Source organism: Gilliamella apicola (assembly GCF_003202655.1).
In the GTDB taxonomy this organism is placed as follows: domain Bacteria; phylum Pseudomonadota; class Gammaproteobacteria; order Enterobacterales; family Orbaceae; genus Gilliamella; species Gilliamella apicola_R.
The window spans coordinates 81,958-107,033 of the sequence record NZ_QGLR01000004.1; the positions used below are offsets into that span (position 1 = coordinate 81,958).

A 25,076-nucleotide genomic window follows, 5' to 3' on the forward strand; every position below is an offset into this window, starting at 1 on the left:
ATAGCTAATTGAAATCAATTAAGCTGATAAGGTGATATATTATACAAAGTTTCGGTATAACTTAAATAACACGTTTACTCTATACAAAATGTCAGGAAAGGAGCTTTTATGTTGAAAATTAATGATTATTTTGATGGCAAAGTTAAGTCAATAGGTTTTGAAAATGGCTCTACCGGTAAAGTTTCTATTGGTGTGATGTTGCCTGGTGAATATGTTTTTAGCACCAATAATCCAGAAGAAATGACGGTCATTACTGGTTCACTTAAAGTCTTATTACCTACGGCTAATGATTGGCAAATTTTCGAAGCAGGGCAAGTTTTTCATGTGGCCAAAGAGAGCCAATTTGATGTGCAGGTTGTCGAACCGACGGCTTATTTATGTCGATATTTAGCAAAATAGCAATGATATTTAAAATTAAACCAAAATATATCATCGTTGAGATACCTGCATTGATGTAATAAAAAGGGCCAATTTTACAATTAGCCCTTTATAAAAAATGTTCTACTCAATTATTTAAGTTCTAATTCATTCATTGCTGCGATGCTAAATCCACCATCAACATGAATAACTTCACCAGTAATACCTGAAGATAAGTTTGAACATAAAAATGCGGTTGAATTACCCACATCTTCGATGGTTACTGTACGGCGAATAGGAGTGACTGATTCACAGTGTGATAACATCTTTTTGAAATCTTTGATACCTGATGCCGCTAAGGTACGAATAGGACCAGCAGAAATTGCATTTACACGAATACCTTCAGGCCCCATAGCATTTGCCATGTAACGTACATTTGCTTCTAGAGATGCTTTAGCAAGACCCATGACATTATAGTTAGGAATTGCACGCTCAGCACCTAGGTAAGAAAGGGTAACTAATGCTGAATCAGGATTAAGCATTGAACGACAAGCTTTAGCCATCGCAACAAAGCTATAAGAGCTGATATCGTGGGCAATTGCAAAACCTTCACGCGTTACTGCATTAACATAGTCACCATCTAGTTGATCTCCTGGCGCAAAAGCAATAGCGTGTACAAAACCATCAAATTTATCCCATGTTTTTGCTAACTCAGTAAATAACGATGTGATACTGTCATCATGTGCCACATCGCAAGGTAAAACGATTTTAGAATTAAAATCAGCAGCAAACTCTTCAACGCGGCCTTTTAATTTTTCGCTTTGATAAGTAAAAGCTAATTCAGCCCCTTCTCGGTGCATCGCTTTAGCAATACCGTAAGCAATAGAACGATTACTTGCCACGCCGGTAACCAGTATGCGTTTACCCGTTAAAAATCCCATAAATTATTCCTCTAATATTTTTTACTATATAGTCTAGAATGTTGATGATTATATGTTGATATAGTTAACTTCGCTACTATAAATTCATTTTTACCTATTTAATTGCCATTTTATTTTTAAAAAAGAGGTTGTTTATTGGGTTAATAGTTGACTATAATACTCAACTATTAAATAGCTTAGTTTGGTAAATAGTGATGAAAGATTTAGTTTGCTATAAAACGCTACCAGTTTGGGATGTAACAACTCTACCGAAAATGTTTTGTGAAAAGCATAATACCCAAGTAGGTACATGGGCAAAATTAAACATTATTAAAGGTCGTGTGAATTTTGATATGTTAACCGAGCAAGGCGAGATCATTTCTCAACATGTTTTTGATGTTGAGCATCAACCGCCTTTTATTGAGCCTCAACAATGGCATCGTATAGCTAATGTATCCGATGATTTACAGTGCCAACTGGCTTTTTATTGCCAACCAGAGGATTATACACATAAAAAATATCAAATGACGCAAACCCATTCTGACGTGTCAGAAATCTGTCAAATGATTCAAGCCGGAAAAGCATTAGATTTAGGTTGTGGTTCAGGGCGTAATTCACTCTATTTACAGCTACTTGGTTTTGATGTTGATGCCGTTGATAAGTCAGAGATGAGCATTAATAATTTACAGCAAATTATTGACAACGATCATTTAGCGCATATCAATGCATCTATTTATGATATAAACCAAGCTAATTTAACAGGTAATTACGATTTAATTATTTCAACCGTTGTGATGATGTTTTTACAACCTGATAGAATTCCCGATATTATTCACAATATGCAAACGATAACTAAATCAGGCGGTTATAATTTAATTGTTTGTGCTATGTCAACGGATGATTTTCCTTGTACAGTTGGCTTTTCGTTTACGTTTAAAGAGAATGAACTACGTAATTATTATCAGGATTGGCAGATTATAAAATATAATGAGGATGTTGGCGAATTGCATAAAACGGATATCCATGGCAACCGAATAAAACTCCGTTTTGCGACACTATTCGCCAAGAAACCATAATATTACAGGATGCTTCCTGTAATATATTTTTTTACTATTGGTTATTACCCAGTATTTTACCAACTTCAAACCACGCTTTTCGAGAGTTTAATAAATCTTGGGCTGACATTGGTTTTTTACCTGCTGGTTGTAATACTGTCATATTTAACGCCCCATCGCTAGTGGCAATACAGATGCCTTTTTTATCAGCCTGCAAAATGGTACCGATGGGTTGATTATGTTCAACAGTAATAACTTGAGCTTGCCAAACTTTTACGGGTTCACCATTTACTTCAAAGTAACTAACTGGCCACGGGTTAAATGCCCGCACACATCGTTCCAATTGTTTCGCTGATAAATTCCAATCTAATTTAGCCTCTTGTTTAGATAATTTTTCGGCATAAGTGGCTTGTGATTGTTGTTGCTTTTCAGGTTTAACTTTTCCTTGGTTAATTAGTGTTAGCGTATCAAGTAATGCTTGAGGACCTAATTTAGCCAATTTTTCATATAATGTTGCACTAGTATCATTCGCTTCAATTGGGCAAGCTAATTTATACAGCATATCCCCAGTATCAAGGCCAGCATCCATTTGCATAATGGTGATGCCGGTTTCGCTATCACCAGCCCAACAGGCGCGCTGAATTGGTGCTGCACCTCGCCATCGAGGTAATAAAGAACCGTGAACATTTAAGCATCCTAGTTTTGGCATATCAAGCACAGCTTGAGGTAAAATCAATCCATAAGCAACCACAATCATAATATCAGCATTTAGATCGGCAATAATTTTTTGAATCTCTTCAGTTTTGAGCGTCGCCGGTTGATAAACAGGTATATTGTGTTCGACCGCTAATTGTTTTACTGGGCTAGCTGTTAACTTATTTCCTCGACCTGCCGGTCTATCGGGTTGACTAAAGACAGCAATGACATTATGGCTGGAATCAATCAAAGCTTTTAAATGAGTAGCTGCAAAATCAGGTGTGCCGGCAAAAATAATATTTAAGGGATTTGTTGTTGATGTCATGAGTGATAATATCCATAATCAAAATATAATAGATAGTATACTTCAAATTGTTCTAAGAATCTTTAATCACAAAAGTATACCTTTAATAGATATCACTTTTGTGTTATATAAAAAAATATTACGTAGGTTACAGCGGTAAGTTACGTTGAATCATCGCATTTTTGTAAATTTCATAAGAGTTGGTAAAAAGTTTTTTGATAAAATAATAGTAAAAAAATCCACCAATAATTCCGCCACAAAATATGCCCATAACAACCGCAGCTATGATAATTTTAGATTTATTATCAAGAGTATTTTTCATACCATTATATAATTTGATTAATCTTTCATCTGATGTTTTAACATTATTTATTGATTTTTTAACCATTAATGTATGCAACACTGTTAATATATAAATAAATAAACTAAAACTGCCAATTAGGCATGTCATTATGCCTATAAACATGAAAAATTGTTGAGCATTACTCATTTTCTAACTCCTGAATCTGAATTACTTAATTTAATCAGTTAATTGTAAAATCTATATTTATTTTAATCAAAATGGAAAAAAGATTGGAACTAATGCTATATCAACAGCCATTACCAGAAAAGTTAATGGAACGCCAATCTTAACAAAATCACTAAAGCTATATCCTCCAGGCGCGACTACCATTGTTTTAACCGGTGATGAAACAGGAGTAATAAATGAAGCCGATGTTGCAATAGCAACAGTCATTGCAAATGGATAGGGTGAATAACCAAATTTTATCGCTAAATCAATCGCAATAGGGGCAATCAAAATTGCTGTTGCAGTATTGGAAATAAACAATCCTACCGTTGAGCATAACAAAAAGATAAAAGTTAACACGATATAAGGACCAAAGGAGCGTAAATGGATCTCAAGCCATTGTGATATGAGTGAAATCCCTCCCGTTTTATTTAACGCGACCGCGAAAGGCATCATACCAATAATGAGAATTAACGTTGGCCAATGAATCGATTTATAAGCATTAGCCATATCGATACAGCGGGTAGCGCCCATTAATAAACAAGCAATAAGTGCCGCAACGACATTTGGGACAAGCCCAGTTACCATTAAAATAATCATTACCGCCAGATTAAATAGTGCCACGAAAGCTTGTGAGCTTGCTGGTGCAACATCATCAATGTCTGATGGATAATCTAATACTACAAAGTCACTAGTACGGGTTTGTAGTTTTTGTATTGATCCCCAATCGCCACACACCAAAAGTGTATCACTCATTTCTAACCGTTCTTGGAATAAGTTATTGGTCTCAACGGGGGCATGATTTCGCCAAATTCCAATAACTGTCAGAAAATATTTTTCCCTAAAATCAATTTCATTGAGTGTTTTTCCACATAATGATGATTCTGGTAGTAGTGCGACTTCAGCCATGCCAACTTCTTTGACTTGCTCTGAAAAATATTCACCACGTAGTACTTTTGGTTCAAGATTGTTGGTGGTTAGGAAGGTACGGTAGTCAGCTTCGGAATGCGACATATCCAACAAAAGAATGTCGTTTTCCCGAAATTCGGTACTACCATTAACCGGGATAAGTACTTTTTGAAATTTTCGCCAACGTTCAATACCAATGACATTTACCCCATGTTCACTGCGTAAATGTAATCCATCAATGGTTCGCCCAACAAAAGGTGAGCCGGCAAGAATTTGGGCTCGATGCGCTCGGCCAATTAATTTATAATCTCTAATTAAATCGGTAATTTTACGTCGTTGCGGTTGACTATTGTTGGCGGTAACTTGGTCAGCGGTTAGTAACCAATTACGGGTTAATAAGCAATAACCCACCCCTACAATTAATACTCCTAAGCCAATTGGGGTAATTGAAAAGAAACCAAATTCAGTCAAGGACGCTCGGCTAAGTTCACTATTTACTACTAGGTTTGGTGCTGTGGCGACAAGGGTCATCATGCCACTAATCAAGGCGGCAATACACAGTGGCATCATGAGTTTTTTAACATGAATACCTGTATGGTTAGCAATACTGATAGCGACTGGAATAAAGATTGCAACAACTCCGGTTGAACTCATGATGGAACCCAATAAAGCCACCCCTAACATGATGAATGTAATTATCCGTATATCATTTTTACCGGCTGCTTTTAAGATATATTCACTCATTTTATAAGAGATGCCTGTTCTGACTAAGCTTTCTCCTATTACAAATAACAGAGCAATGAGAATAATATTGGGATCACTAAATCCCGAAAGTGCTTCAGCTGGGGTTAATACACCAGTAACGGTGATTGCTGCTATCGTCATTAGCGCAATAATATCCATTCTCAATTTACTGAATGAAAACAATAAAATAGCAATAAAAAGTAAAAAACAGACAGTAATGAGTGGATAATATTCGATGATATAATTAGGTAAATAAGTAGACATTAATGATAAAAAACTATGCCCAGATGACGAATGTTCCACAAAAGGTAGCTCATGAAGTTGATTGGATTTTCGACATAATACCTTGATTTATTGTAATAGGGAATATTTTGAAATAAAGATTATTGCTGACCACCTCTAGTTAATATGATATTTTTAACATTTTCTGCTGTTTTATTTTTATACTATTCGCATTCACAAAACTTAGGTGTAATTTAGACAACTTAAGCTGTTTAATCTGAAAACCATGTTGAGGAGACAGTATGTCATCAAAAAAGTCAGTTGCACAAATTGTTGTTGATGTTTTATCTCAAGCCGGTGTTAAACATTGTTATGGTATTGTTGGTGATACCTTAAATCAAATCACCTCAGCTATCAAAAAAAGTGATATTGAGTGGGTGCATGTTCGTCATGAAGAAGTTGGTGCCTTTGCCGCAGGCGCTGAAGCCTATCTTACCGATCAAATAACTGCTTGTGCTGGTTCTTGTGGACCCGGTAGCTTACATTTTATCAATGGTATTTATGAAGCCCAACGTAATAAAGTACCACTGATTTTATTGGCTAGTCAGTTAGTTACTTCCCAACAAGGCACTGATTTTCCGCAAGAAGTTGACTTTGAAGCTGTCTATAAAAACTGTTCTGTCTTTTGTCAACAAATTACCGATCCCACTCAAGCAAGACGAATCACCACAGCGGCGGTACAAGCGGCGATAAATGAGCGAGGCGTTGCGGTTTTAGTGATTCCTTACAATATTAGCCTAGCTAAAGTAGAAGATAATAATGGGCATAAAATTTATCACCCCAAACCGGTTATTCGACCATCTGATGAAGAGCTGGCACAAATCTCTGAAATTTTAAATAAAAACAGTAAAGTGGCAATTTTTGCTGGTCATGGGGTATCTGAAGCTCATGATGAGTTAGTTGCCTTAGCCCAGAAATTAAAATCACCGGTAGTTCATACTTCAAGAGCTAAGGATTTTGTAGAATATGATAATCCTTATAATGTTGGTATGACCGGTATGTTTGGTATGGCGTCTGGAGCAACCGCCATTAAAGAGTGTGATGTACTTTTGATGTTCGGTGTTGATTTTGCTTGGTCACAATTTTATCCTGATAACGCAATAATTATTCAGGTAGATATTGATGCAACTCATCTTGGTCACCGTCACAATGTAGATATTGGTGTAGTCGGTGCAAGTAAACCAACCTTAGCGGCTTTATTACCACTGGTTGATGAAAAAACAGATAGCCAATTTTTAGACAAATGCCGTGGATTACACACTAAAGCAATCGATAAATTAAATAAAAAAGCGATACCATCAAAAGCCGTTATTCATCCACAATATTTAACCGAATTAATTGATAAACATGCTAATGATGATGCCGTGCTTTGTGCTGATGTTGGTTCCGCCATGGTTTGGGCGTGTCGGCACTTTTCAACTAATGGTAAAAGACGTACCGTCATTAGCTTAAAACACGGCACTATGGCCAATGCAATGCCACAAGCATTAGGCGTACAAAAAGCCTTTCCTCATCGTCAAGTAATTACCTTATCAGGGGATGGTGGTATTAGTATGTTGTTAGGTGATTTATTGACCACAGTCCAAGAGAATTTACCCATCAAAGTTATCGTACTAAATAATAGTTCACTTAACTTTGTCGAATTAGAACAAAAATCAGAAGGGTTGGTTGATCACTATACTGATTTAAAAAATCCTGATTTTGCTAAAGTAGCTAGTGCGATGGGATTATTTGCTATTCGTGTTGAGAGTTCTGATTTACTTGAAGCAGCAGTGCAATCATTTCTAGCTCACTCTGGACCTGCATTATTAGATGTTAAGACGAGCGAATATGAATTGGTTATGCCACCGGAAATTCATACCTCACAAGTAATGGGAATGGCGCTTTATAGTGTAAGAGCATCATTGAGTGGCAAAATGAAAGATGTGGTTAATTTGTTGATGGATAATTTCGTAAAGAAATAAATTAACTACTTATATTTTTATCCTAGAAAAAATTGGGAAAGTAGTTTTGCGGGCTGTTTAACCATATCTGCCGCATTTAGCGGCAGATAAATTGGATTAAAAACTAACCGCACCTTCTTCAGCTGATCTAAGATTTTCTCGAATAACGCTATAAAGCTCTCGCCCAAAGCCTTGGTGTGAATTGGTTAAATCAATTGGCTCAAGTTTTCGTGCTGCTAGTTCGGCCTCATCAACCAGTAAAGTTATTTCGCCGGTTTGACCGTTGACACGAATCATATCACCTTGTTGAACTTTGCTTAATAACCCACCGGCATAGGCTTCCGGTGTTACATGAATAGCCGCAGGCACTTTACCTGAGGCGCCAGATAGTCGTCCGTCAGTTAATAAAGCAACTTTATAACCACGATCTTGCAAAACACCCAATGGTGTTATTAATTTATGCAATTCTGGCATCCCGATAGCTTTTGGCCCTTGATAACGCACCACTACAACACAATCTTTGTTAAGATTGCCGGCTTTATATTCTGCATCTAAATCATACTGACTATTAAATACCACGGCTGGTGCTTCAATTATTTGGTGCTCAGCCGTAACCGCTGATGTTTTCATTATGGCCCGACCTAAATTACCCGACATCACCTTTAATCCACCATGCGAGTTGAAAGGTTTGTTAATTGAAGCAATCACATTTTCATCTAAGGATTTGCTTGGGCCTTCGCGGAAGATGAGTTTACCGTTTTCCAAAATAGGTTCTTTAGTATAACGGCTTAGTCCACGACCAACTACCGTTTCAACATCTTCATGTAATAAACCACCAGATAATAATTCTCTAACCAATAAAGAAGTACCACCAGCTGCTTGGAAGTAGTTGATATCAGCTGGGCCATTTGGGTATATTCGGCATAATAACGGCACAACAGTGGATAGGTCTGAAATATCATCCCAATTAATAATAATACCGGCCGCTTTAGCCATAGCGACGATATGCATAGTCAGATTGGTTGAACCGCCTGTAGCTAAGAGTGCAACTAAACCATTAACTATCACTTTTTCATCAACCATTTTACCAACTGGCATATAGTTACCGGATTGATTAGTTAACCGAGTGATCTGTTTTGCCGCGGCATTGGTGAGTTCATAACGTAATGAGGTCTCAGGATGCACAAAGGCCGCTCCAGGTAGATGTAATCCCATTAGCTCAATGACCATTTGATTACTATTTGCGGTGCCATAGAAAGTACAAGTTCCACTGGTATGGTATGAGGCTGATTCAGATTCTAATAGATCTTCGCGTGAGGCTTTTCCTTCCGAATAAAGTTGACGAATACGTACCTTTTCTTTATTTGGTAACCCTGAAGGCATCGGTCCAGAAGGAACAAAGATTGCCGGTAAATGGCCAAATGATAAGGCGCCAATAAATAACCCGGGTAAGATTTTATCGCAGACCCCCAAATAAAGTGCGCCATCAAACATATTATGTGATAACCCAACAGCAACTGACATGGCAATCACATCTCGGCTCATTAGCGAAATTTCCATGCCCGGTTCGCCTTGGGTTACTCCATCACACATAGCAGGTACACCACCAGCCATTTGTCCGACAGCACCTATTTCATGTAATACTTTGCGAATTTGTTCTGGATAAAATTCATAAGGTTTATGCGCCGATAACATATCGTTATAAGAACTGATAATGCCAATATTACTTTTTAATATATTTTTAAGATCATTTTTTTCATCAAGACAGCAAGCGGCAAACCCATGAGCTAAGTTACTACATGGTAAGCTTGCCCGCGTGACTTTTTTTAACATCGCGTGTTCGATTTTTTGCAGATAAGCTTCACGTGTTGCTTTAGACCGATCAATAATGCGCTGAGTTACAGCTAAAATAGTGGAATTCACATTAACCTCTGGATTATATTTATTATAATTTTAGTTACCATCAATTTATTCACCATGACATATTGAATTAATCACCTTTGTGGCATCGTGAATAACATCGTTTAGCGGCTGTTCAATATTGATAGCATAGACATCTTTTTCATCAGCTGATGGTTCTTCTAATGCGTCAAATTGCGACTGTAACATGCCGGTTTTTTGATAATGTCCTTGACGTTTGGCTAAACGCTGGGCAATAACATCAAAACTTCCTTTTAAATAAATAAAGTGCACATTTTCATTTTCACCACGGATAATATCGCGATACTGTCTTTTTAGTGCCGAACAAATAATGATCGAAATGTTATTCACATTACTCATTGCAAATGCAGCATTACTAATTAAATTTAACCAAGGCATCCTATCCTCATCATTTAGTGGCGTACCACTGCGCATTTTCAATATATTGGCTTTTGGATGTAAAAAGTCACCATCCAAAAAAGCGGCATTTAGGTTATCGGCTATCTGTTTTGCCACAGCCGATTTACCACTACCTGATACTCCCATGAAAACGAAAACATGTTTCTTTTGTTGCGTCATTGCTTCTTTCTCCTAATGATCTGTTACGGGTAACATTTTGTCACTATAATCCTTTATTGCAATATAAAAAAGTTTTTTTTGTGATTTAGATCATATTTTTGCTAACCAGTTAACTAGCGATTTTTTGGATAACTATAAGCTAAAATAAATCTAAAAATAACTAACTTAATAATTTATATATATATTTTAATAAAGTGTATTTTAGCTATCACCGCCAATTCTTGAAATTAAAAAATAAATTCATTCTTATCTTACAGCACAACCAATCCCTACCTTATTGCATCAACTTTCGTTTTTTAACTTTTTTTAAAAAAATAGATTTCGATCACAAAAACAATATTTGTCATTTGCTTTTAATTTCGAAAGGAAATAATCTTTCGTCATGATTTTTGATTTCGAAAGATAACGAAAGTCAAATGTAAAGTGATAATGGAGATCAAACATGAATGAATGTCAATTTTTGCTAGAAGACAATATCAAGTTTAAAGATGAGCGTGATGCCTTAACATTTATTAGTGAACAATTACAACAAAAGAATATTGTTAAAAAAAGTCATCTAAAAGCGTTAATAGAGAGAGAAGCTCTATTTCCTACTGGGATTGCACTTGATGGTTATGCCGTGGCTATCCCTCATTGTGAAGCTGAACACGCTATTAGTCCTGCTATTTATATAATTCGTCCTCAATCTCCAGTTGTTTTCAATCGTGCTGATGAAGATAGTACGGTTGAAGTTTCATTAATCATTTCACTGGTTGTTACTTCTCCGGAGGATCAACTGAATCTATTGAAAGCACTTTTTTCAAATTTACAAAATAAAGAGTTTTATCACTTTTTAATTAGTGCTGAAGCGAATGAAGTCGCTGAGCATTTTAAAAAAGTGATTATTAACCAATAAATTGACTAGGAGGCATTATGAAAAAAAAGATTATTGTGGCATGTGGAGGAGCTGTTGCGACTTCAACACTGGCAGCAGAAGAAATAAAAGAGTTGTGCCAAGAAAATAGTATAGATCTCGATCTGGTTCAATGTCGTATTAATGAAATTAATACATTTATTGATGATGTTGATTTGATCTGCACTACAGCAAGGATGGATCAAACCTTTGGGAATATTCCTATCGTTCATGGTATGCCTTTTGTTTCAGGCGTTGGGATTGAGCAGCTAAAAGATAAAATATTATCGATTTTAAAAGGATGAGTATATGTTTACTGAAATTATGCAGTACATTTTGGATCTTGGCCCATCAGTAATGTTGCCGATTGTTATTATTCTATTTTCATTAGTATTAAGAATGAAAATTGGTGATGCATTAAAAGCAGGTATTCATATTGGTATTGGATTTGTTGGTATTGGCTTAGTGGTTGGATTGCTAACTAGTTCGGTAGGACCAGCCGCGCAAGCCATGGCGGAAAGATTTGATATCAGTTTAAAAGTGGTTGATGTTGGTTGGCCGGGCGCAGCGCCAATGACATGGGCTTCGCAAATTGCTTTAGTTGCGATACCGATTGCTATTGCGGTTAATATCCTGATGTTAGTTCTGCGATTAACAAGAGTTGTCAATGTGGACATATGGAATATCTGGCATATGACCTTTACCGGTGCACTTGTCTATATTGCTACCGATTCTTACTACTTAGGTATAGTTGGCGTCATTGTGCACGCGGTTATCGCTTATAAATTGGGAGACTGGTTCGCTAAAGATACTAAAGAATTTTTTGAACTTGATGGTATTGCTGTACCTCATGGTACCTCAGCCTATTGTGGACCTATAGCGGTATTTGTTGATGCAGTTATTGAAAAAATCCCCGGTGTTAACAAAATTAATTTTAACGCTGTCGATATGCAAAAGAAATTTGGTGCTTTTGGTGAGCCGGTAACCGTTGGTTTATTTATGGGGATCTTATTAGGTTTATTGGCAGGGTATGGCGTGAAGGAAACATTACAACTTGCTATTCAAACCGCTGCGGTGATGTTACTCATGCCACGAGTAATCAAACCAATTATGGATGGATTGACACCAATATCCAAACAAGCTCGCAAACATTTACAATCTAAATTTGGCGGCCAAGATTTTCTTATTGGTTTAGATCCTGCCTTATTATTAGGCCACTCAACAGTCGTTTCGGCAAGTTTAATCTTTATTCCTTTAAGTATTTTTATTGCCATTATCCTTCCTGGTAATGAGGTTTTACCATTCGGTGACTTAGCAACCATTGGTTTTTTTGTTGCTATGGGGGTGGCTATCCATCAAGGCAACTTATTTAGAATTGTTATATCGGGGGCAATCATTATTGCCATTACATTATGGATTGCGACACAAATGATCCCATTAACCACACAATTGGCAGTTAATGCCGGCACGATTGCGGCAGATAACAATATTTTGGTTGGGGCAATGGATCAAGGCGGGTCACCAATTACTTACCTTATGGTTCAGTTGGTTAATTTAAAACAACCTATAGGTTTTGTTCTTATTGGATTGTTTTATCTATTCTGCTTATTTTTGACATGGAAAAGAGCACGTAGATATCAATTATTAGTTAAAGAATAAATAGATTAAAAATTAACAACAATCAGTAAGTATTTCATTTGCAAGCTTTCACTGGAAAGCCAGTGAAAGCCATAAATAAACATCATTTATTAGCTATAAGGAAAAAAGATGAAAGTAGTTATCGTTAATGATGGGGGTAATTTATCTGTTACAGAAATGGAAAAACCCAAAATAACATCTTCAGATCAAATTTTAGTTAAAGTGGCTTATTCTGGACTATGTGGTTCAGATATTCCAAGAATATTTCATCAAGGCGCTCACTATTATCCAATAACCCTTGGTCATGAGTTTAGTGGTACGGTAACGGAAATTGGCAATGATGTTACAGAATTTGCTATTGGTGATTTAATCTCTTGTGTACCTTTATTACCTTGCTTTATATGTGATGAGTGCCAAAAACATTACTACTCACTTTGTAAAAATTATACCTTTGTTGGTTCAAGAATCAGTGGTGGCTTTGCTGAATATATAGTATTAAATAAAAAAAATGCCTTCAAATTACCCAAAGGTGTAACTCCTCTTGAGGGGGCTTTCTTTGAACCAATGACTGTTGGAATGCACGCGCTGTTATTAGCAGATGGTTGCAGAGATAAAAATGTCATTATAGTCGGCGGCGGAACAATTGGATTACTTGCCATGCAATGTGCCAAAGCCATGGGGGCTAAATCAATAGCTGTTATTGATATTAATGACACGCGTTTAAATCTTGCTAAATCATTAGGGGCCGTTCAAGTTTACAACTCTAAAAATCTTAGTCCAGAAGAAATATCTCAGGCGTTATCAATAAATCGATTTGAGCAGATTGTTCTAGAAACAGCAGGCTCACCGGTTACCGTTAAGTTAGCTATTGAGATAGCCGGACCTAGAGCAAAAATTGGTTTAGTTGGTACTTTACATAATGACATTACACTTTCTGAAAAAACTTTCGGCTTAATTTTACGAAAAGAATTACACATTTTGGGTAGTTGGATGAATTATTCTGCACCATGGCCGGGAGAGGAATGGCAACTTGTGAGCCAATTTTTCCTTGAAGGAAAAATAAAACTTGAACCACTTATTACCAGTATTGGTGACTTTCATACATTTATTGCACAAGTTACCGAATTAAATGGTCATCCTATGAATGGGAAGATTTTACTAAATTGCATGTAGTTTTTGATTTAATTTAATCGTTGAAAATGAAAACTTATCTTTTGATTTTGTTTGTTATACACTGCTGAAATAATTTCGAAAAAGGAAATATTATGAATGCAAGTGAAAGACGCCAAGAAATAATAGAGCTTCTTAATATGAACAGTACCGTGTTAGTGAGTGATTTATCCAAGAAATATGATGTTTCTGAAGTCACCATACGGACAGATCTTCGATTATTAGAAAAGCAAGGGGTGCTTACTCGATTTCATGGCGGTGCAACCAAAATTATAGATAACGATGACATTAAATCATTTAAAGAGCTGCAATTAGAAGAACGTTATCAGCGATTTATTGAGGCTAAAAAACGTATTGCTATTGAGGCAGTTAAACAAGTGAAAGAGGGTGATATTATTATTTTAGATAGTGGTAGTACAACTATGTTGATAGCAGAAGAGTTGGTAAAACTTAAACACATTACAGTTATTACCAATAGTCTTACCTCTGCTTTTATCCTATCTGATAATAGTGACATTATGTTATTAATTTGTGGTGGTACACTTAGACATAAAACCCGCTCTTTTCATGGAAAAATTGCCGAGCAATCTTTAGATGGTATCTCTGCTGATATTTTATTTGTTGGTGCTGATGGTATTGATGCACAAAGAGGAATAACAACATTTAATGAAGGTTATACAATTAGCAGTGTAATGGCGAATGTCGCAAAGAAAGTCGTTGCAGTTTTGGATTCATCTAAATTTGGGCGTAATGGTATTAATATTGTATTACCATTGAATAAACTTGATGTCATCATCACAGATACCAATGTAGATAATAAATACAAGCAAGAGTTTGCAAAGCAAGGCATTAATTTAATAGCGGTTTAATCGTGTCACTGTCGATTTTTAAACTTTATTTAATATTGATCTCAAATAGTTGGCGAGATAATAAATTGTAATTCATTGCAATATGAAATTTTTCCATAGTTGTCGATGAATTCAAGCATATTGGCAAATGAAGATCATTTAAGATTGTTATTTCTCACAATGATGTAAATGCATAGGTGAGAAAATGATATTAACAATTACGATGAATCCATCAGTCGATATTTCATACTCTTTAGATAAATTAGTTATTAATGATGTCAATCGGGTATCAAATACAAGAAAAACCGCTGGTGGTAAAGGTCTTAATGTTACGCGAGGAATAAATTTTTCAAATATTCCTGTTTTAGCGACAGGAATTATTGGTGGCACTACCGGTAAATTTATTCAAGAGCAGTTAGATGAAGATAATATAGCTTATAACTTTTATGTAACCCAAAAAGAATCAAGAAATTGCATAGCAATTTTACATCAGGGTAATCAAACCGAGATTCTTGAGGCCGGTCCTCGGTTAGATAATGATGATGTTGAACAATTCTTACAACACTATAAAAAGTTACTCAATCATGTAAAAATTATTACGATTTCCGGATCATTACCTCTTGGTTTTCCCGTCAATTTCTATGTGAATTTAATTGAGCTAGCTAGTGAATATCAAATCCCGGTTTTGCTTGATTCTTCGGGACAAATGTTACTAACCACCCTCAAATCTCAATATAAACCTTATTTAATAAAACCCAATCAAGAAGAGTTAAAACAGATTATTCAGATGGATATAGATGTTAATGATAGCCATTCATTAATAAAAGCACTCAAACACGACTCTCTTGATGATATCCCTTTGATTGTTATTTCATTAGGTAAAAATGGTGCTTTTGCTCGTTGTTTTAATCACTATTATCAGGTTTCCATCCCGAAAATCAATGTTGTTAATCCAGTAGGCTCTGGTGATATCACTTTAGCAGGGCTTGCGGTCAGTCTACATGAAAATGAATCAATAGAGGTTATGTTAAAACGTGCCATGACTATGGGAATGTTAAATGCCATGGAGGCTCAAACTGGGTTTGTTAATATGAATAACTATCATGAATATTATCAACAAGTTGAGATTAAAGAAATTATTTAAAATTTTAATTAGGAGTAAATTATGTATCTTATTTCCAGCCAAGAAATGTTAAAAAAAGCTCAACGTGAGCAGTACGCTGTTCCTGCGTTTAATATTCATAATCTTGAAACAATTCAAGTTGTGGTTGATACCGCTAAAGAGTTAGGTTCACCAGTTATACTTGCGGCAACGCCTGCTACCTATAGTTATGCCGGTACACCATATTTAATTAGTATCTGTAAACAAGCCGCTGAGATTCATCATTTCCCATTTGCTTTGCATTTAGATCATCATGAAAATTTGAGCGATATTAAATCTAAGATCGAAGCAGGTATTCGTTCAATTATGATTGATGCTTCTCATTATCCATTTGAAGAAAATATTGATATAGTAAGAGAAATGGTTGTTTTCAGTCATAAATATAATGCAAGTGTTGAAGCTGAACTTGGTCGTCTAGGTGGGCAAGAAGATGATTTGATTGTCGATGATAAACAAAGCGCTTTTACCGATCCTGATGCTGCTAAAGAGTATGTTGAAAGAACCGGCATTGATTCATTAGCGGTAGCGATTGGCTCTGCTCATGGATTATATAAAGGAGAACCTAAACTTGATTTTCAACGATTAGCAAAAATTCGAGATAAAGTTGATATTCCTTTAGTTTTACATGGTGCTTCCGGTATTCCTGAGGAAATGGTCAAAAAATCTATCTCATTAGGAATTTGTAAAGTAAATGTTGCAACAGAATTAAAAATTGCGTTTTCTGATGCTTTAAAACAAGACTTTAATATACATCCAGATGCTAATGATCCAAGACACTATATGCAGCCAGCTAAAGCAGCGATGAAGAAAATAGTTGAAGAAAAAATTCGCATTTGTGGCAGTGCAGGTAAATTATAATATGCAAGCAAAGGGTATTTTATTTGATTTAGATGGCACATTAGTTAACTCATTACCAGCAGTTGAACGCTGCTGGTTAGGCTTTGCCGAGCGCCACCAACTTAATCATTCCTATGTATTAAAAACCATTCATGGCCGTAAAGCTATCGATAATATAAAACTATTCTTACCTAATAAGCCAGAAAGTTTTATCGCACAAGAGTATCATTGGCTGGAACAATTAGAGGCTCAAGATATCAAAGATATTGATGAAATATCTGGTGCAAGTCATTTCTTACAACAGTTATCTTCACTTAATATTCCTTGGGGAGTTGTAACCTCTGGTACCAAAAAAGTAGCGGATTCTCGTTTTGCTATTCTCAATGTAGCTAAACCGAAAGTTTTTATTACCGGTGAGATGGTTTTTAAAACAAAGCCTGCGCCTGATGGCTATCTACAAGGTGCAGATTTACTTGGGTTACCTGCTGATGAGTGTATTGTTTTTGAAGATTCTAAAGCGGGCATTGAATCTGCATTGAATGCGCATTGTCAAATTATTACTGTTAACACTCCTAACTCACTTGATAATAATCATATGTTAAATATCAATTCTTTTGACGAGTTAGTCATCAATAAATTAAACCAGAACAATTTTGAAATTTTAAAAAATAAGGTATGAAGTATGATTAGTAAATTTATTACTTTATTTAATCACATCTGAATCGGCAAATATCTTATGGAGTAATTGTTGATAATATGTTCAATATCTGCTTGATTTGAACATATTATCAACGGTGTTATCCATTATTAATTTATATTACCGATGATCTGTTTAAAGGTTGAAAATGAACAAAACCCTAAAGTGTTAATTGGACAATTTTCCATTGCTAATGTTACTTTATGGGGTGGATTGCTACGATTTAATTGGCTCAAATTGCGGATTTGTTCAGTTGATTGATAAAAATATTCAATTTTCATCAATGCTTCGCCACTTTGATTATTACGCCATTTTTGGAATACTATTTTGCCACCAATTGGTGTGGTTTCAAATTGATCGGCAAGTGTATAAGATTTAATTTTTAATGCTGCAAATAAAGATGCCACATTAGAATCATGACCGACTAAAAATGTAAATTTGGTATGATTATTTTCCGAGAAAGTTTGATTAATATAGTTAATTAAATTGGCGGCAACCTGTTTTGCAATAACGGGTGAACCAAATAAAACGGTATTATAATATTCTTTTATCGCAACTAATTGTTCAAATTGTTTATTATTTTTTATTTTTCCCCAAGCAATATCTTGCAATGGAGCACCTTCATAATATTGTAAAATAAAGGCATCAGCAATTGATGTTCCAGTTCGAAGAGGACCCGTTATGCCGGGCTCTTTGCCTTTTTCAATAATAATTTTGGTTGGTAAATCGGTAAAATCACACTGTTTATCGGTCAAACAATTAGTTGATTGGGTATAATTTATAATATTTGACAGATCTTGATAGGTGTTACTAAGTTTCTGATTTAACCCTTCAATACCTTTTGCGTTAGCTGTTTGGTTGATTGAAGTGATTGCCGCTTGTTTAAACTCAGGGTTATCATCACTAATCACAGGAAAAAACAGTGGATCCATAGTACCTAATTTTTCCTTATGGATAATTGGTACTATACAACCAGGAAAAGCACCAACTGTAAAGTACTGGCCGGTTGCGATAGTACGTTGTAAACTGTTGGTGTATATATACACCTCATTTTCACTTGGGCAGGTATTTTCGGTTAAAAGTTTATTATCAACCAACCATTCACTAAAGTAATGACCAAAATAGCTTTCTAATACCCCACCACGTGTCGTCAAATAACTGGCAGGAGTATCCCATTGTGGCCATTGATTGGCGGTAATTTTACCAAGAGTGCTTGTTGGACTGGAAAGTGGGGCTCTTAAACCATGTCGGCTAAATACGACAACTTGTTCTAAGGTATAATTATCTAATGTTTCTATTGCTGGTGCCGAAAAAGAGAAAACCAAAGATAGACCTAATATTATTTTTAGTTTTTTCATAAATAAACATCCTCTTAAGTGTTGTTTGACGAGATAAGATCACCTTTCGATTTCTGTTATGCGTGGCAGGTGAGTAGTAATTCCTTTAATTAAATAGTCGGTTTTTATCCTATATACTTATCAACTCTAATAGCATAAAACAAAAGAAAACAGATTGTTAAACTAAAACCTTGCTAAGATCAGTGGATGATTTATAAACAACATGACCATTTATAATGGTTGCAACTATCTGATTATTATCATTTAATAATACTAAATTGGCTAATTTATTTGGCGCAATGCTACCTAAAGTATCGTCAATTCCTAATGCTTTTGCTGGATAAAAACTACCATGCAACCATGCTTGTGCAAATGAAATATTGGCATAATCAGCAAGATTGCTAACGGCACGATCTATCGTTAGCGTGCTTCCCGCTAGGCTTCCATCTTCAGTCCGTACAATATGATCTTGTACATGTACTTTTAATTTACCCAATTGATAATCTCCATCCGACATCCCGGTTGCTCTCATTGCATCGCTAATTAATAATAAGTTTTTTCCACAACATTTGTAAGCAATATCAACTGCAGCAGGGTGTACATGATGACCATCTATGATAATTTCAGTTTGACAATTATCGATTGTTAGGGCTGCACCAACTACCCCGGGATTACGATGATGCAAACCTGACATACCGTTATAACAGTGCACGACCCCACTTGCCCCAGCAAGTAGCGCTGCTTTTGTTGTTTGATAATCCGCATTGGTATGTCCAACCATTACTCTGATATTTATTGAACGTAACCAAGCTATAATTTCTAATGCATTTGGGTATTCAGGTGCAAGAGCTATACACTTTAATGTGCCTTCCGCAAGCGCTAACCATTTTTCTATTAGTTTGCGATCTGGGGCATGTAGTAGTGTTTCTGGATGTGCTCCTTTATGTACAGCATTAAAAAAAGGTCCTTCAAGATATGAACCTAATAAAGTTGCACCAGCGACTCCTTGCTTTATACTCTGTTTTACTTGTACTAATGCAGCCTCAATTTTTTCATGACTTTCTGTAACTGTTGTCGCTAAAAAAGCTCCAATACCATGTTGTGCTAAGAAACAGCTCATTGTATTGAGGGCTTCATGGTTGGCATCCATGGTATCTGCCCCCATTACACCATGAACATGGGTATCTATAAGTGCCGGTAACACCTTGATATTGTCTGAACAGACTTTATCTGTCTGTTCAATCTTTATAATCTTGCCATTTTTAATGGTAAGCATTGCGTTTGCTAACCAGCCAACGGGAGTTAGAGCTTGTTTAGCGTATATTTTTTCAAATTCCATCTGAATATTCCTTTTTATCAATCGTTTTTTTGCAGTTTTCATCCCATAAACTGGTTATGCTCGATTTGGCAATATCTAATGCTCGTAGGCGGAAACTTTCAGCATCTAATACATCTCGTTGTAATAGCATTTCTAATAAAACAGGCAAATTGGTACCACTAATTACCTCAACATTATTAAATTGATAGCTTAACATTGCCGATAGTCGAAATGGAGAACCGCCTAAAATATCAGTAAAAAATATTACGCCATCCCCTTTATCACACTTTTTTAAAGCATCAGTTAGTTGTTGCTCTAACACTTCACTACTCATCCCATCAGGGAAGTTAATCGCAGTAAATTGTGCTTGTTTTCCCATGATTTGTACTACCGCTTCATAAAGGCCAGTAGCAAAGCTACCATGGCCTGTTAAAATGATACCCAACATAATTAACCTCTATAAGCATCCAACTAATTTACCCAATATGCCAATAACCACGGTTAAACCAATTAATTTTACCGGTGAGAAATTACGTTTCATCAAATAAAAGACACTTAACGTAAAGCCTAACGGTAATAAATTTGGCATAAGTTTATCTAGAACATCGGCTTGTAGAGCAATATGAGCCTTACCCGCATTAATCTCTAATGGTGTGGATAAATGTACATAAGAGGCAACAAGTGCTCCAATAACTGTCATACCGACGATTGATGCCGCATGTGAAATGCGTTTGGTATGGGTTTTCAATAAAGGTAATGCGTTAGTGCCAGCATGATAACCGTAATGAGCAAGACCAAAACGTAATCCAAAATGGACTAAATTAAACATTAATAAAAATATTATTGGCCCCAAAAAACTACCATCTAGTGCTAATGACGCACCAAGTCCCGCACAAATAGGCAACAAGGTTAACCAAAATAGTGCATCACCAATACCACCTAAAGGCCCCATTAAGGCAACTTTAACTGAACGAATGGTTGAAATATTTTCTTTACCTTCTTCCATAGCTAAAACTAAACCAGACAAAAAGGTAACATCAAAAGGATGAACATTAATAAACTCCATATGCATATGCATAGCGTTTTTTAAGTCATCAGCGTTTTTATGAATTTTACGTAGAGCCGGTAAAATAGTATAAAGCCAACCGCCAGCTTGCATACGTTCATAATTAAACGAAGCCTGTAGCGCTAGGGAACGTAATGCCATTCGGTTAATGTCAACTTTAGTTAATGTTACATCTTGGTTTTGATCAATATAAGTATCCGTCGATACTTTGCTTGTTGCTAGTGCTTGTTGCATGCGTTTGGCCTCTTTTTCGGCCATTTTTTGTTGGTGATCGTTATTAAATTCCATCTTCCACCTCCACTGAATCTGAATTTATAGGCTTAATACTATGGTTGTTTTCTCGGCCAAAGTTAAAGAAATCAATCATTGCAATTGCTAACGCGCCTAATGCAATGGCTAATATTGGTAAGTTAAGGTATGTCACGCCAAGGAAACCTAAAATAAAATAGGCAATATAAGTTTTTTTCATCATAATTTTCATTAACATTGCAAAACCAATTGCTGGCATCATACCTCCAGCAACACTAAGCCCATCAAGTATCCATTGTGGTGATTTCTTAACTAATGCTGTAGCTGCATCAGCACCAAAGTAGATAGGTAAGAAAGCAACAATAAAATAGAAACCAAAAAGAATAATCATGCCAAGATAGTTAACCCATTCAATACCTTTAAAATTGAGTTGATCAACATAACGATCACATTTATGCATCATAGGTGAATAGATAGTGAATAAAATAGTGATACAACCTTGTACCGCTATAGCAAATGGAACGGCAATACCTATGGCAACTTTAGGATCGGCTTGAGTTAATATTGCAAAACTGGTGCCAATTACGCCGCCAATGACAACATTGGGTGGTTGTGCTCCGGCCAATGGTACCATTCCCATCCAAACAAGCTCTAATGAACCGCCAACATATAATCCTGTTTTAATATCACCTAAAATCAAGCCAACTAAAGGGCCAATTACAATAGGTCGATGTAAATGTGTTAAACCATCAAATAAGTCTACACCTGCAATACCTGCAAGTAGTCCAATTAATAATGCAGCCATTAACATAGTATGCTCCCTCGAGTTAAGATAGATTGATTAAATCCGTTATTTTTTCACCAGCTTCATCGGGTACTCGGCGGATCTCACAAGTTATACCTAATCCTTCAAGTTCTTTAAATACTGCGATATCTGATTCATCAACGGAAACAGTTTTATGAATTTGTTTTTTACCTTCGGAAAAATGCATATTGCCAACATTGACAAATTTGATAGGAACACCACCTTTAACGAGGGTTAATAGATCTTGTGGTGTTTTACAGACAATAAAAATTTTTTGTCTTTCCGCGGCTTTGCCAATAATGTCGATGGTTTTTTGTAAGGTAAAATAACGAGTTTGAATCCCTTCGGCGATAACCATATCCATTAGATTTTGTTGCACGGGATCTTGCGCAGCACTGTCATTAGCGACTAATAATAGATTGGCACCCAGTGCATTAACCCAAGTTACGCCAACTTGACCATGAACTAAACGATTATCAATACGTGTCATAAGAATATTAGGCGTGCTCATATGTTTTACATCCTTCTTTTTGTGATAATGGGATACGTTAAATTTAATTAAATGGGTAAATAGTAACGCCTTTAACCACTCGGTTAACTTCACCTGTTGGACAAGGATTATCCGGTGTTAAACCATTACTTAATGATTTCTCGAATGCGAGCATCTGGGCAAAAACCAGATATGGAAAGATGAGCCAGCAATCGGCTAAATTACTATTTAATGCAAGGATATTTTGTTTATTGCCACTATTTTTTCCACTGAGTGCAAACACATCTGTTGCAATATGGTCATGAATTAATTCATCAAACAAATCAGTATCATATTGATGGATATAACCATCGTTAGAGAAGAAACAGACAACTAAACTTTGTGAATTAATCATGAATTTAGGGCCGTGACGTAACCCTAAAATAGAGTCGAATCGAGAGGCTATTTTACCCGCTGTTAATTCAAGAATTTTTAATGCAGACTCTTGGGCGATACCAGTAAAACAGCTACTACCGACATAGATAACTCGTTGATGGTTTTTATGAGCTAACTGTTTGGTTATTTCTTGCCAGCTTGCTATTTTTTGTTCACAGATACTAGCAATTTCCATTATTGCCTCATGTGCGACCATTTGATCAATATTACCCAAAAGGAGTAATGCAGCCAGCATCATACTACTAATACTTGAGGTCATAGCAAAACCTAAATCATGAGCACCTTCTGGCATAACCAGTTGAAAAATACGGTTTGATGAACTGTTATTAGTTGCATAATCGCTTAAAGCACAGTTGGGATTACATATTAAAAATAAGTGATAACAATCAGAAATTAATTGATCGGCTAATTTAACTGCTGCCACACTTTCCGGACTATTACCTGAACGAGCAAATGACACCACTAACGTTTTTTTATTTGCGGTAAAATATTGTAGTGGGTCAGCAACAATCTCAGTTGTGCCATAGGCATAAACATTTCGATGAGTATGTTCTCTTAACCACGGGGCGAGAGCAACACCACCAAAAGCGGACGAGCCGGCTCCGGTCAAGATTATTTCTAAATTTGGGTCGGAAAGTAAGGGTTGTAAAAATGACTGTAATTGATTTTGTTGTTTAGCGATGATTTGCCATAAATTTCGCCAAATTTGCGGTTGTTGACAAATCTCTTTTGCCGTATGGTGAGCTTTGCGTTGTTCTAACCAATCTAATGAATAATTTAAATATTTTTGCATAAACCACATCCTTTTTTCGTTTCAATAAATCTATAAGTTTAAAAATCGACAATTACTACATTTATTCCTAATGTATGTAATTGCTCGAGATAATCTTTGGGAATTTTGCTGTCAGTGATTATTGTTTTAATCGGATTAACGTTTTCTATTGTGCAGAAACTTTTACGACCAAATTTTGTTGAGTCAGTAATTGCGATTATTTGCTCAGCAACTTGGCACATTACTTTGTTGACATTGGCTTCAGCAAAATTGGGGGTAGTAATACCGGTATTGAGATCCAAACCGTCAACACCTAAAAAAAGTTTATCAAAGTGGTACATCCTTAATTGTTGTTCTACTGTGGGGCCGGAAATTGAGTAAGCTTTTTTTCGAATATTACCGCCAGCAATAATCACTTCAATGTCATTACAAGTTGATAATTCGTAGGCAATATTTACTGCATTAGTAAAAACAATTAAGTCCTTCTTGTTGTGTAAAAAAGGGACCATCGCCGCGGTTGTCGATCCTGAATCGAGAATGATTCGATCGCCATCATTCACCATTTCAGCTGCCCGCTGGGCGATTTTATTTTTTATGTTTGAGTTGAGACGGCTTTTATCTAATAATGGCTTATCCAAAGCAAAAGACTTATTTAGCATGGCGCCACCGTAACAGCGCAATAAGCAACCTTTTTCTTCAAGGTGCCTTAAGTCGTTTCGGATGGTAACGCGTGATACTTTAAATAATTTGCTTAATTTATTAACTGATACGGTATTGTCTTTATCAAGTAAATGAATAATTTTTTCTCTACGTTGTAAAGTATTAATTATCTCTTTATTCATTTTCTATCACCCATTTGACTGGCTTCGTTTTATTAAATTTAACCATGGATAAGGAATCGAAAAATGATAGATAGGTCACAAAATGGTTTAGGTAAGAAAACCTTGAAATATCATTTCCATTTAAAATGAAACGAAAGGTTTCAATATGCATGATAGGCAATAAAAAGAATATTAACTTTATTATTCAAATTGTTAACTTAAGATCGAGAGCGTAAAAAGAAAGGAAGCTAAACAATAAACAAATATAAGCTTTCACTGTTTAGTGTGATTTAGATCACAATTTTTGAATTTAATAGATTAT

The 25,076-nt window shown here is 35.8% G+C and carries 25 protein-coding genes; 11 read left to right on the forward strand and 14 right to left on the reverse strand.

The features are described 5' to 3' along the window. Positions 1 to 108: 108 nt before the first annotated feature. Positions 109 to 399, forward strand: coding sequence for a pyrimidine/purine nucleoside phosphorylase (gene ppnP, locus DKK70_RS01400; RefSeq protein WP_110432416.1), 291 nt, complete (start codon positions 109 to 111; stop codon positions 397 to 399). 110 nt (positions 400 to 509) lie between these two features. On the opposite strand, the gene fabI is transcribed toward ppnP, so the two are convergent. Then, positions 510 to 1,298: an enoyl-ACP reductase FabI gene (fabI, locus tag DKK70_RS01405; protein WP_110432417.1), complete on the reverse strand. Its 789-nt coding sequence runs from the start codon at positions 1,296 to 1,298 to the stop codon at positions 510 to 512. 194 nt (positions 1,299 to 1,492) lie between these two features. Here fabI and tehB point away from each other — a divergent pair, with 194 nt between their 5' ends. Further along, positions 1,493 to 2,353, forward strand: coding sequence for an SAM-dependent methyltransferase TehB (gene tehB / locus DKK70_RS01410; RefSeq protein WP_110432418.1), 861 nt, complete (start codon positions 1,493 to 1,495; stop codon positions 2,351 to 2,353). Between the two features lie 34 nt (positions 2,354 to 2,387). On the opposite strand, the gene fmt is transcribed toward tehB, so the two are convergent. From fmt to DKK70_RS01425, 3 genes are all read right to left on the reverse strand, one after another. Continuing rightward, entirely contained in the window at positions 2,388 to 3,353 is a 966-nt protein-coding gene (gene fmt / locus DKK70_RS01415; protein WP_110432419.1) for a methionyl-tRNA formyltransferase, read from the reverse strand. A 127-nt stretch (positions 3,354 to 3,480) separates the two neighbouring features. Beyond that, positions 3,481 to 3,822, reverse strand: coding sequence for a hypothetical protein (locus tag DKK70_RS01420; protein ID WP_110422465.1), 342 nt, complete (start codon positions 3,820 to 3,822; stop codon positions 3,481 to 3,483). A 66-nt stretch (positions 3,823 to 3,888) separates the two neighbouring features. Next, positions 3,889 to 5,757, reverse strand: a complete 1,869-nt coding sequence (locus tag DKK70_RS01425) for an SLC13 family permease (protein ID WP_110432420.1) — start codon at positions 5,755 to 5,757, stop codon at positions 3,889 to 3,891. A gap of 260 nt (positions 5,758 to 6,017) precedes the next feature. Between DKK70_RS01425 and DKK70_RS01430 the strand changes: the two genes are divergently transcribed. Beyond that, entirely contained in the window at positions 6,018 to 7,739 is a 1,722-nt protein-coding gene (locus tag DKK70_RS01430) for a thiamine pyrophosphate-dependent enzyme (RefSeq protein WP_110432421.1), read from the forward strand. A 96-nt stretch (positions 7,740 to 7,835) separates the two neighbouring features. Here the strand turns inward: DKK70_RS01430 and edd are convergent, their stop codons facing one another. Beyond that, complete coding sequence (gene edd / locus DKK70_RS01435) at positions 7,836 to 9,641, reverse strand: phosphogluconate dehydratase (RefSeq protein ID WP_110432422.1); 1,806 nt, start codon at positions 9,639 to 9,641, stop codon at positions 7,836 to 7,838. 45 nt (positions 9,642 to 9,686) lie between these two features. Continuing rightward, positions 9,687 to 10,217, reverse strand: coding sequence for a gluconokinase (gene gntK, locus DKK70_RS01440; protein WP_110432423.1), 531 nt, complete (start codon positions 10,215 to 10,217; stop codon positions 9,687 to 9,689). Between the two features lie 442 nt (positions 10,218 to 10,659). Between gntK and gatA the strand changes: the two genes are divergently transcribed. The 8 genes from gatA to DKK70_RS01480 all read left to right on the forward strand — a co-directional run bounded on the left by gatA (position 10,660) and on the right by DKK70_RS01480 (position 17,443). Beyond that, the gene (gene gatA, locus DKK70_RS01445; protein WP_110432424.1) at positions 10,660 to 11,112 is read left to right on the forward strand and encodes a PTS galactitol transporter subunit IIA; all 453 of its coding nucleotides are present in this window, start codon (positions 10,660 to 10,662) and stop codon (positions 11,110 to 11,112) included. 17 nt (positions 11,113 to 11,129) lie between these two features. Further along, entirely contained in the window at positions 11,130 to 11,414 is a 285-nt protein-coding gene (gene gatB, locus DKK70_RS01450; protein WP_086359401.1) for a PTS galactitol transporter subunit IIB, read from the forward strand. 4 nt (positions 11,415 to 11,418) lie between these two features. Further along, the gene (locus DKK70_RS01455; protein ID WP_110432425.1) at positions 11,419 to 12,768 is read left to right on the forward strand and encodes a PTS galactitol transporter subunit IIC; all 1,350 of its coding nucleotides are present in this window, start codon (positions 11,419 to 11,421) and stop codon (positions 12,766 to 12,768) included. Positions 12,769 to 12,876: 108 nt separating this feature from the next. Further along, the gene (locus tag DKK70_RS01460; protein ID WP_110432426.1) at positions 12,877 to 13,920 is read left to right on the forward strand and encodes an alcohol dehydrogenase catalytic domain-containing protein; all 1,044 of its coding nucleotides are present in this window, start codon (positions 12,877 to 12,879) and stop codon (positions 13,918 to 13,920) included. Between the two features lie 92 nt (positions 13,921 to 14,012). Then, the gene (locus DKK70_RS01465; RefSeq protein ID WP_086359398.1) at positions 14,013 to 14,786 is read left to right on the forward strand and encodes a DeoR/GlpR family DNA-binding transcription regulator; all 774 of its coding nucleotides are present in this window, start codon (positions 14,013 to 14,015) and stop codon (positions 14,784 to 14,786) included. A gap of 184 nt (positions 14,787 to 14,970) precedes the next feature. Continuing rightward, positions 14,971 to 15,909 (forward strand): hexose kinase, encoded by a 939-nt coding sequence (locus tag DKK70_RS01470; protein WP_110432427.1) that lies wholly within the window; start codon positions 14,971 to 14,973, stop codon positions 15,907 to 15,909. Between the two features lie 21 nt (positions 15,910 to 15,930). Further along, positions 15,931 to 16,785, forward strand: coding sequence for a tagatose bisphosphate family class II aldolase (locus tag DKK70_RS01475; protein WP_110422474.1), 855 nt, complete (start codon positions 15,931 to 15,933; stop codon positions 16,783 to 16,785). Position 16,786: 1 nt separating this feature from the next. Next, entirely contained in the window at positions 16,787 to 17,443 is a 657-nt protein-coding gene (locus DKK70_RS01480) for an HAD-IA family hydrolase (protein WP_110432428.1), read from the forward strand. Positions 17,444 to 17,571: 128 nt separating this feature from the next. On the opposite strand, the gene agp is transcribed toward DKK70_RS01480, so the two are convergent. The 8 genes from agp to agaR form a co-directional block, all read right to left on the reverse strand. Continuing rightward, positions 17,572 to 18,819 carry a bifunctional glucose-1-phosphatase/inositol phosphatase gene (gene agp / locus DKK70_RS01485; protein WP_110432429.1) on the reverse strand — a complete coding sequence of 416 codons (1,248 nt, stop codon included), beginning with the start codon at positions 18,817 to 18,819 and terminating at the stop codon, positions 17,572 to 17,574. A 157-nt stretch (positions 18,820 to 18,976) separates the two neighbouring features. Further along, positions 18,977 to 20,137, reverse strand: coding sequence for an N-acetylglucosamine-6-phosphate deacetylase (gene nagA, locus DKK70_RS01490; protein WP_110432430.1), 1,161 nt, complete (start codon positions 20,135 to 20,137; stop codon positions 18,977 to 18,979). After that, the gene (gene agaF / locus DKK70_RS01495; protein WP_110432431.1) at positions 20,127 to 20,564 is read right to left on the reverse strand and encodes a PTS galactosamine/N-acetylgalactosamine transporter subunit IIA; all 438 of its coding nucleotides are present in this window, start codon (positions 20,562 to 20,564) and stop codon (positions 20,127 to 20,129) included. The genes nagA and agaF overlap by 11 nt, the downstream gene beginning before the upstream one ends. A gap of 9 nt (positions 20,565 to 20,573) precedes the next feature. Continuing rightward, entirely contained in the window at positions 20,574 to 21,470 is an 897-nt protein-coding gene (locus tag DKK70_RS01500; RefSeq protein WP_110432432.1) for a PTS system mannose/fructose/sorbose family transporter subunit IID, read from the reverse strand. After that, positions 21,460 to 22,242: a PTS N-acetylgalactosamine transporter subunit IIC gene (gene agaW, locus DKK70_RS01505; protein ID WP_110432433.1), complete on the reverse strand. Its 783-nt coding sequence runs from the start codon at positions 22,240 to 22,242 to the stop codon at positions 21,460 to 21,462. The genes DKK70_RS01500 and agaW overlap by 11 nt, the downstream gene beginning before the upstream one ends. A gap of 16 nt (positions 22,243 to 22,258) precedes the next feature. Further along, positions 22,259 to 22,747, reverse strand: coding sequence for a PTS N-acetylgalactosamine transporter subunit IIB (agaV, locus tag DKK70_RS01510; protein WP_110432434.1), 489 nt, complete (start codon positions 22,745 to 22,747; stop codon positions 22,259 to 22,261). A 43-nt stretch (positions 22,748 to 22,790) separates the two neighbouring features. Beyond that, a complete protein-coding gene (locus DKK70_RS01515; protein WP_110432435.1) occupies positions 22,791 to 23,954 on the reverse strand; it encodes an SIS domain-containing protein in 1,164 nt (387 codons plus the stop codon). Between the two features lie 38 nt (positions 23,955 to 23,992). Continuing rightward, a complete protein-coding gene (gene agaR, locus DKK70_RS01520) occupies positions 23,993 to 24,775 on the reverse strand; it encodes a transcriptional repressor AgaR (RefSeq protein WP_110432436.1) in 783 nt (260 codons plus the stop codon). Between the last annotated feature and the right edge of the window lie 301 nt (positions 24,776 to 25,076).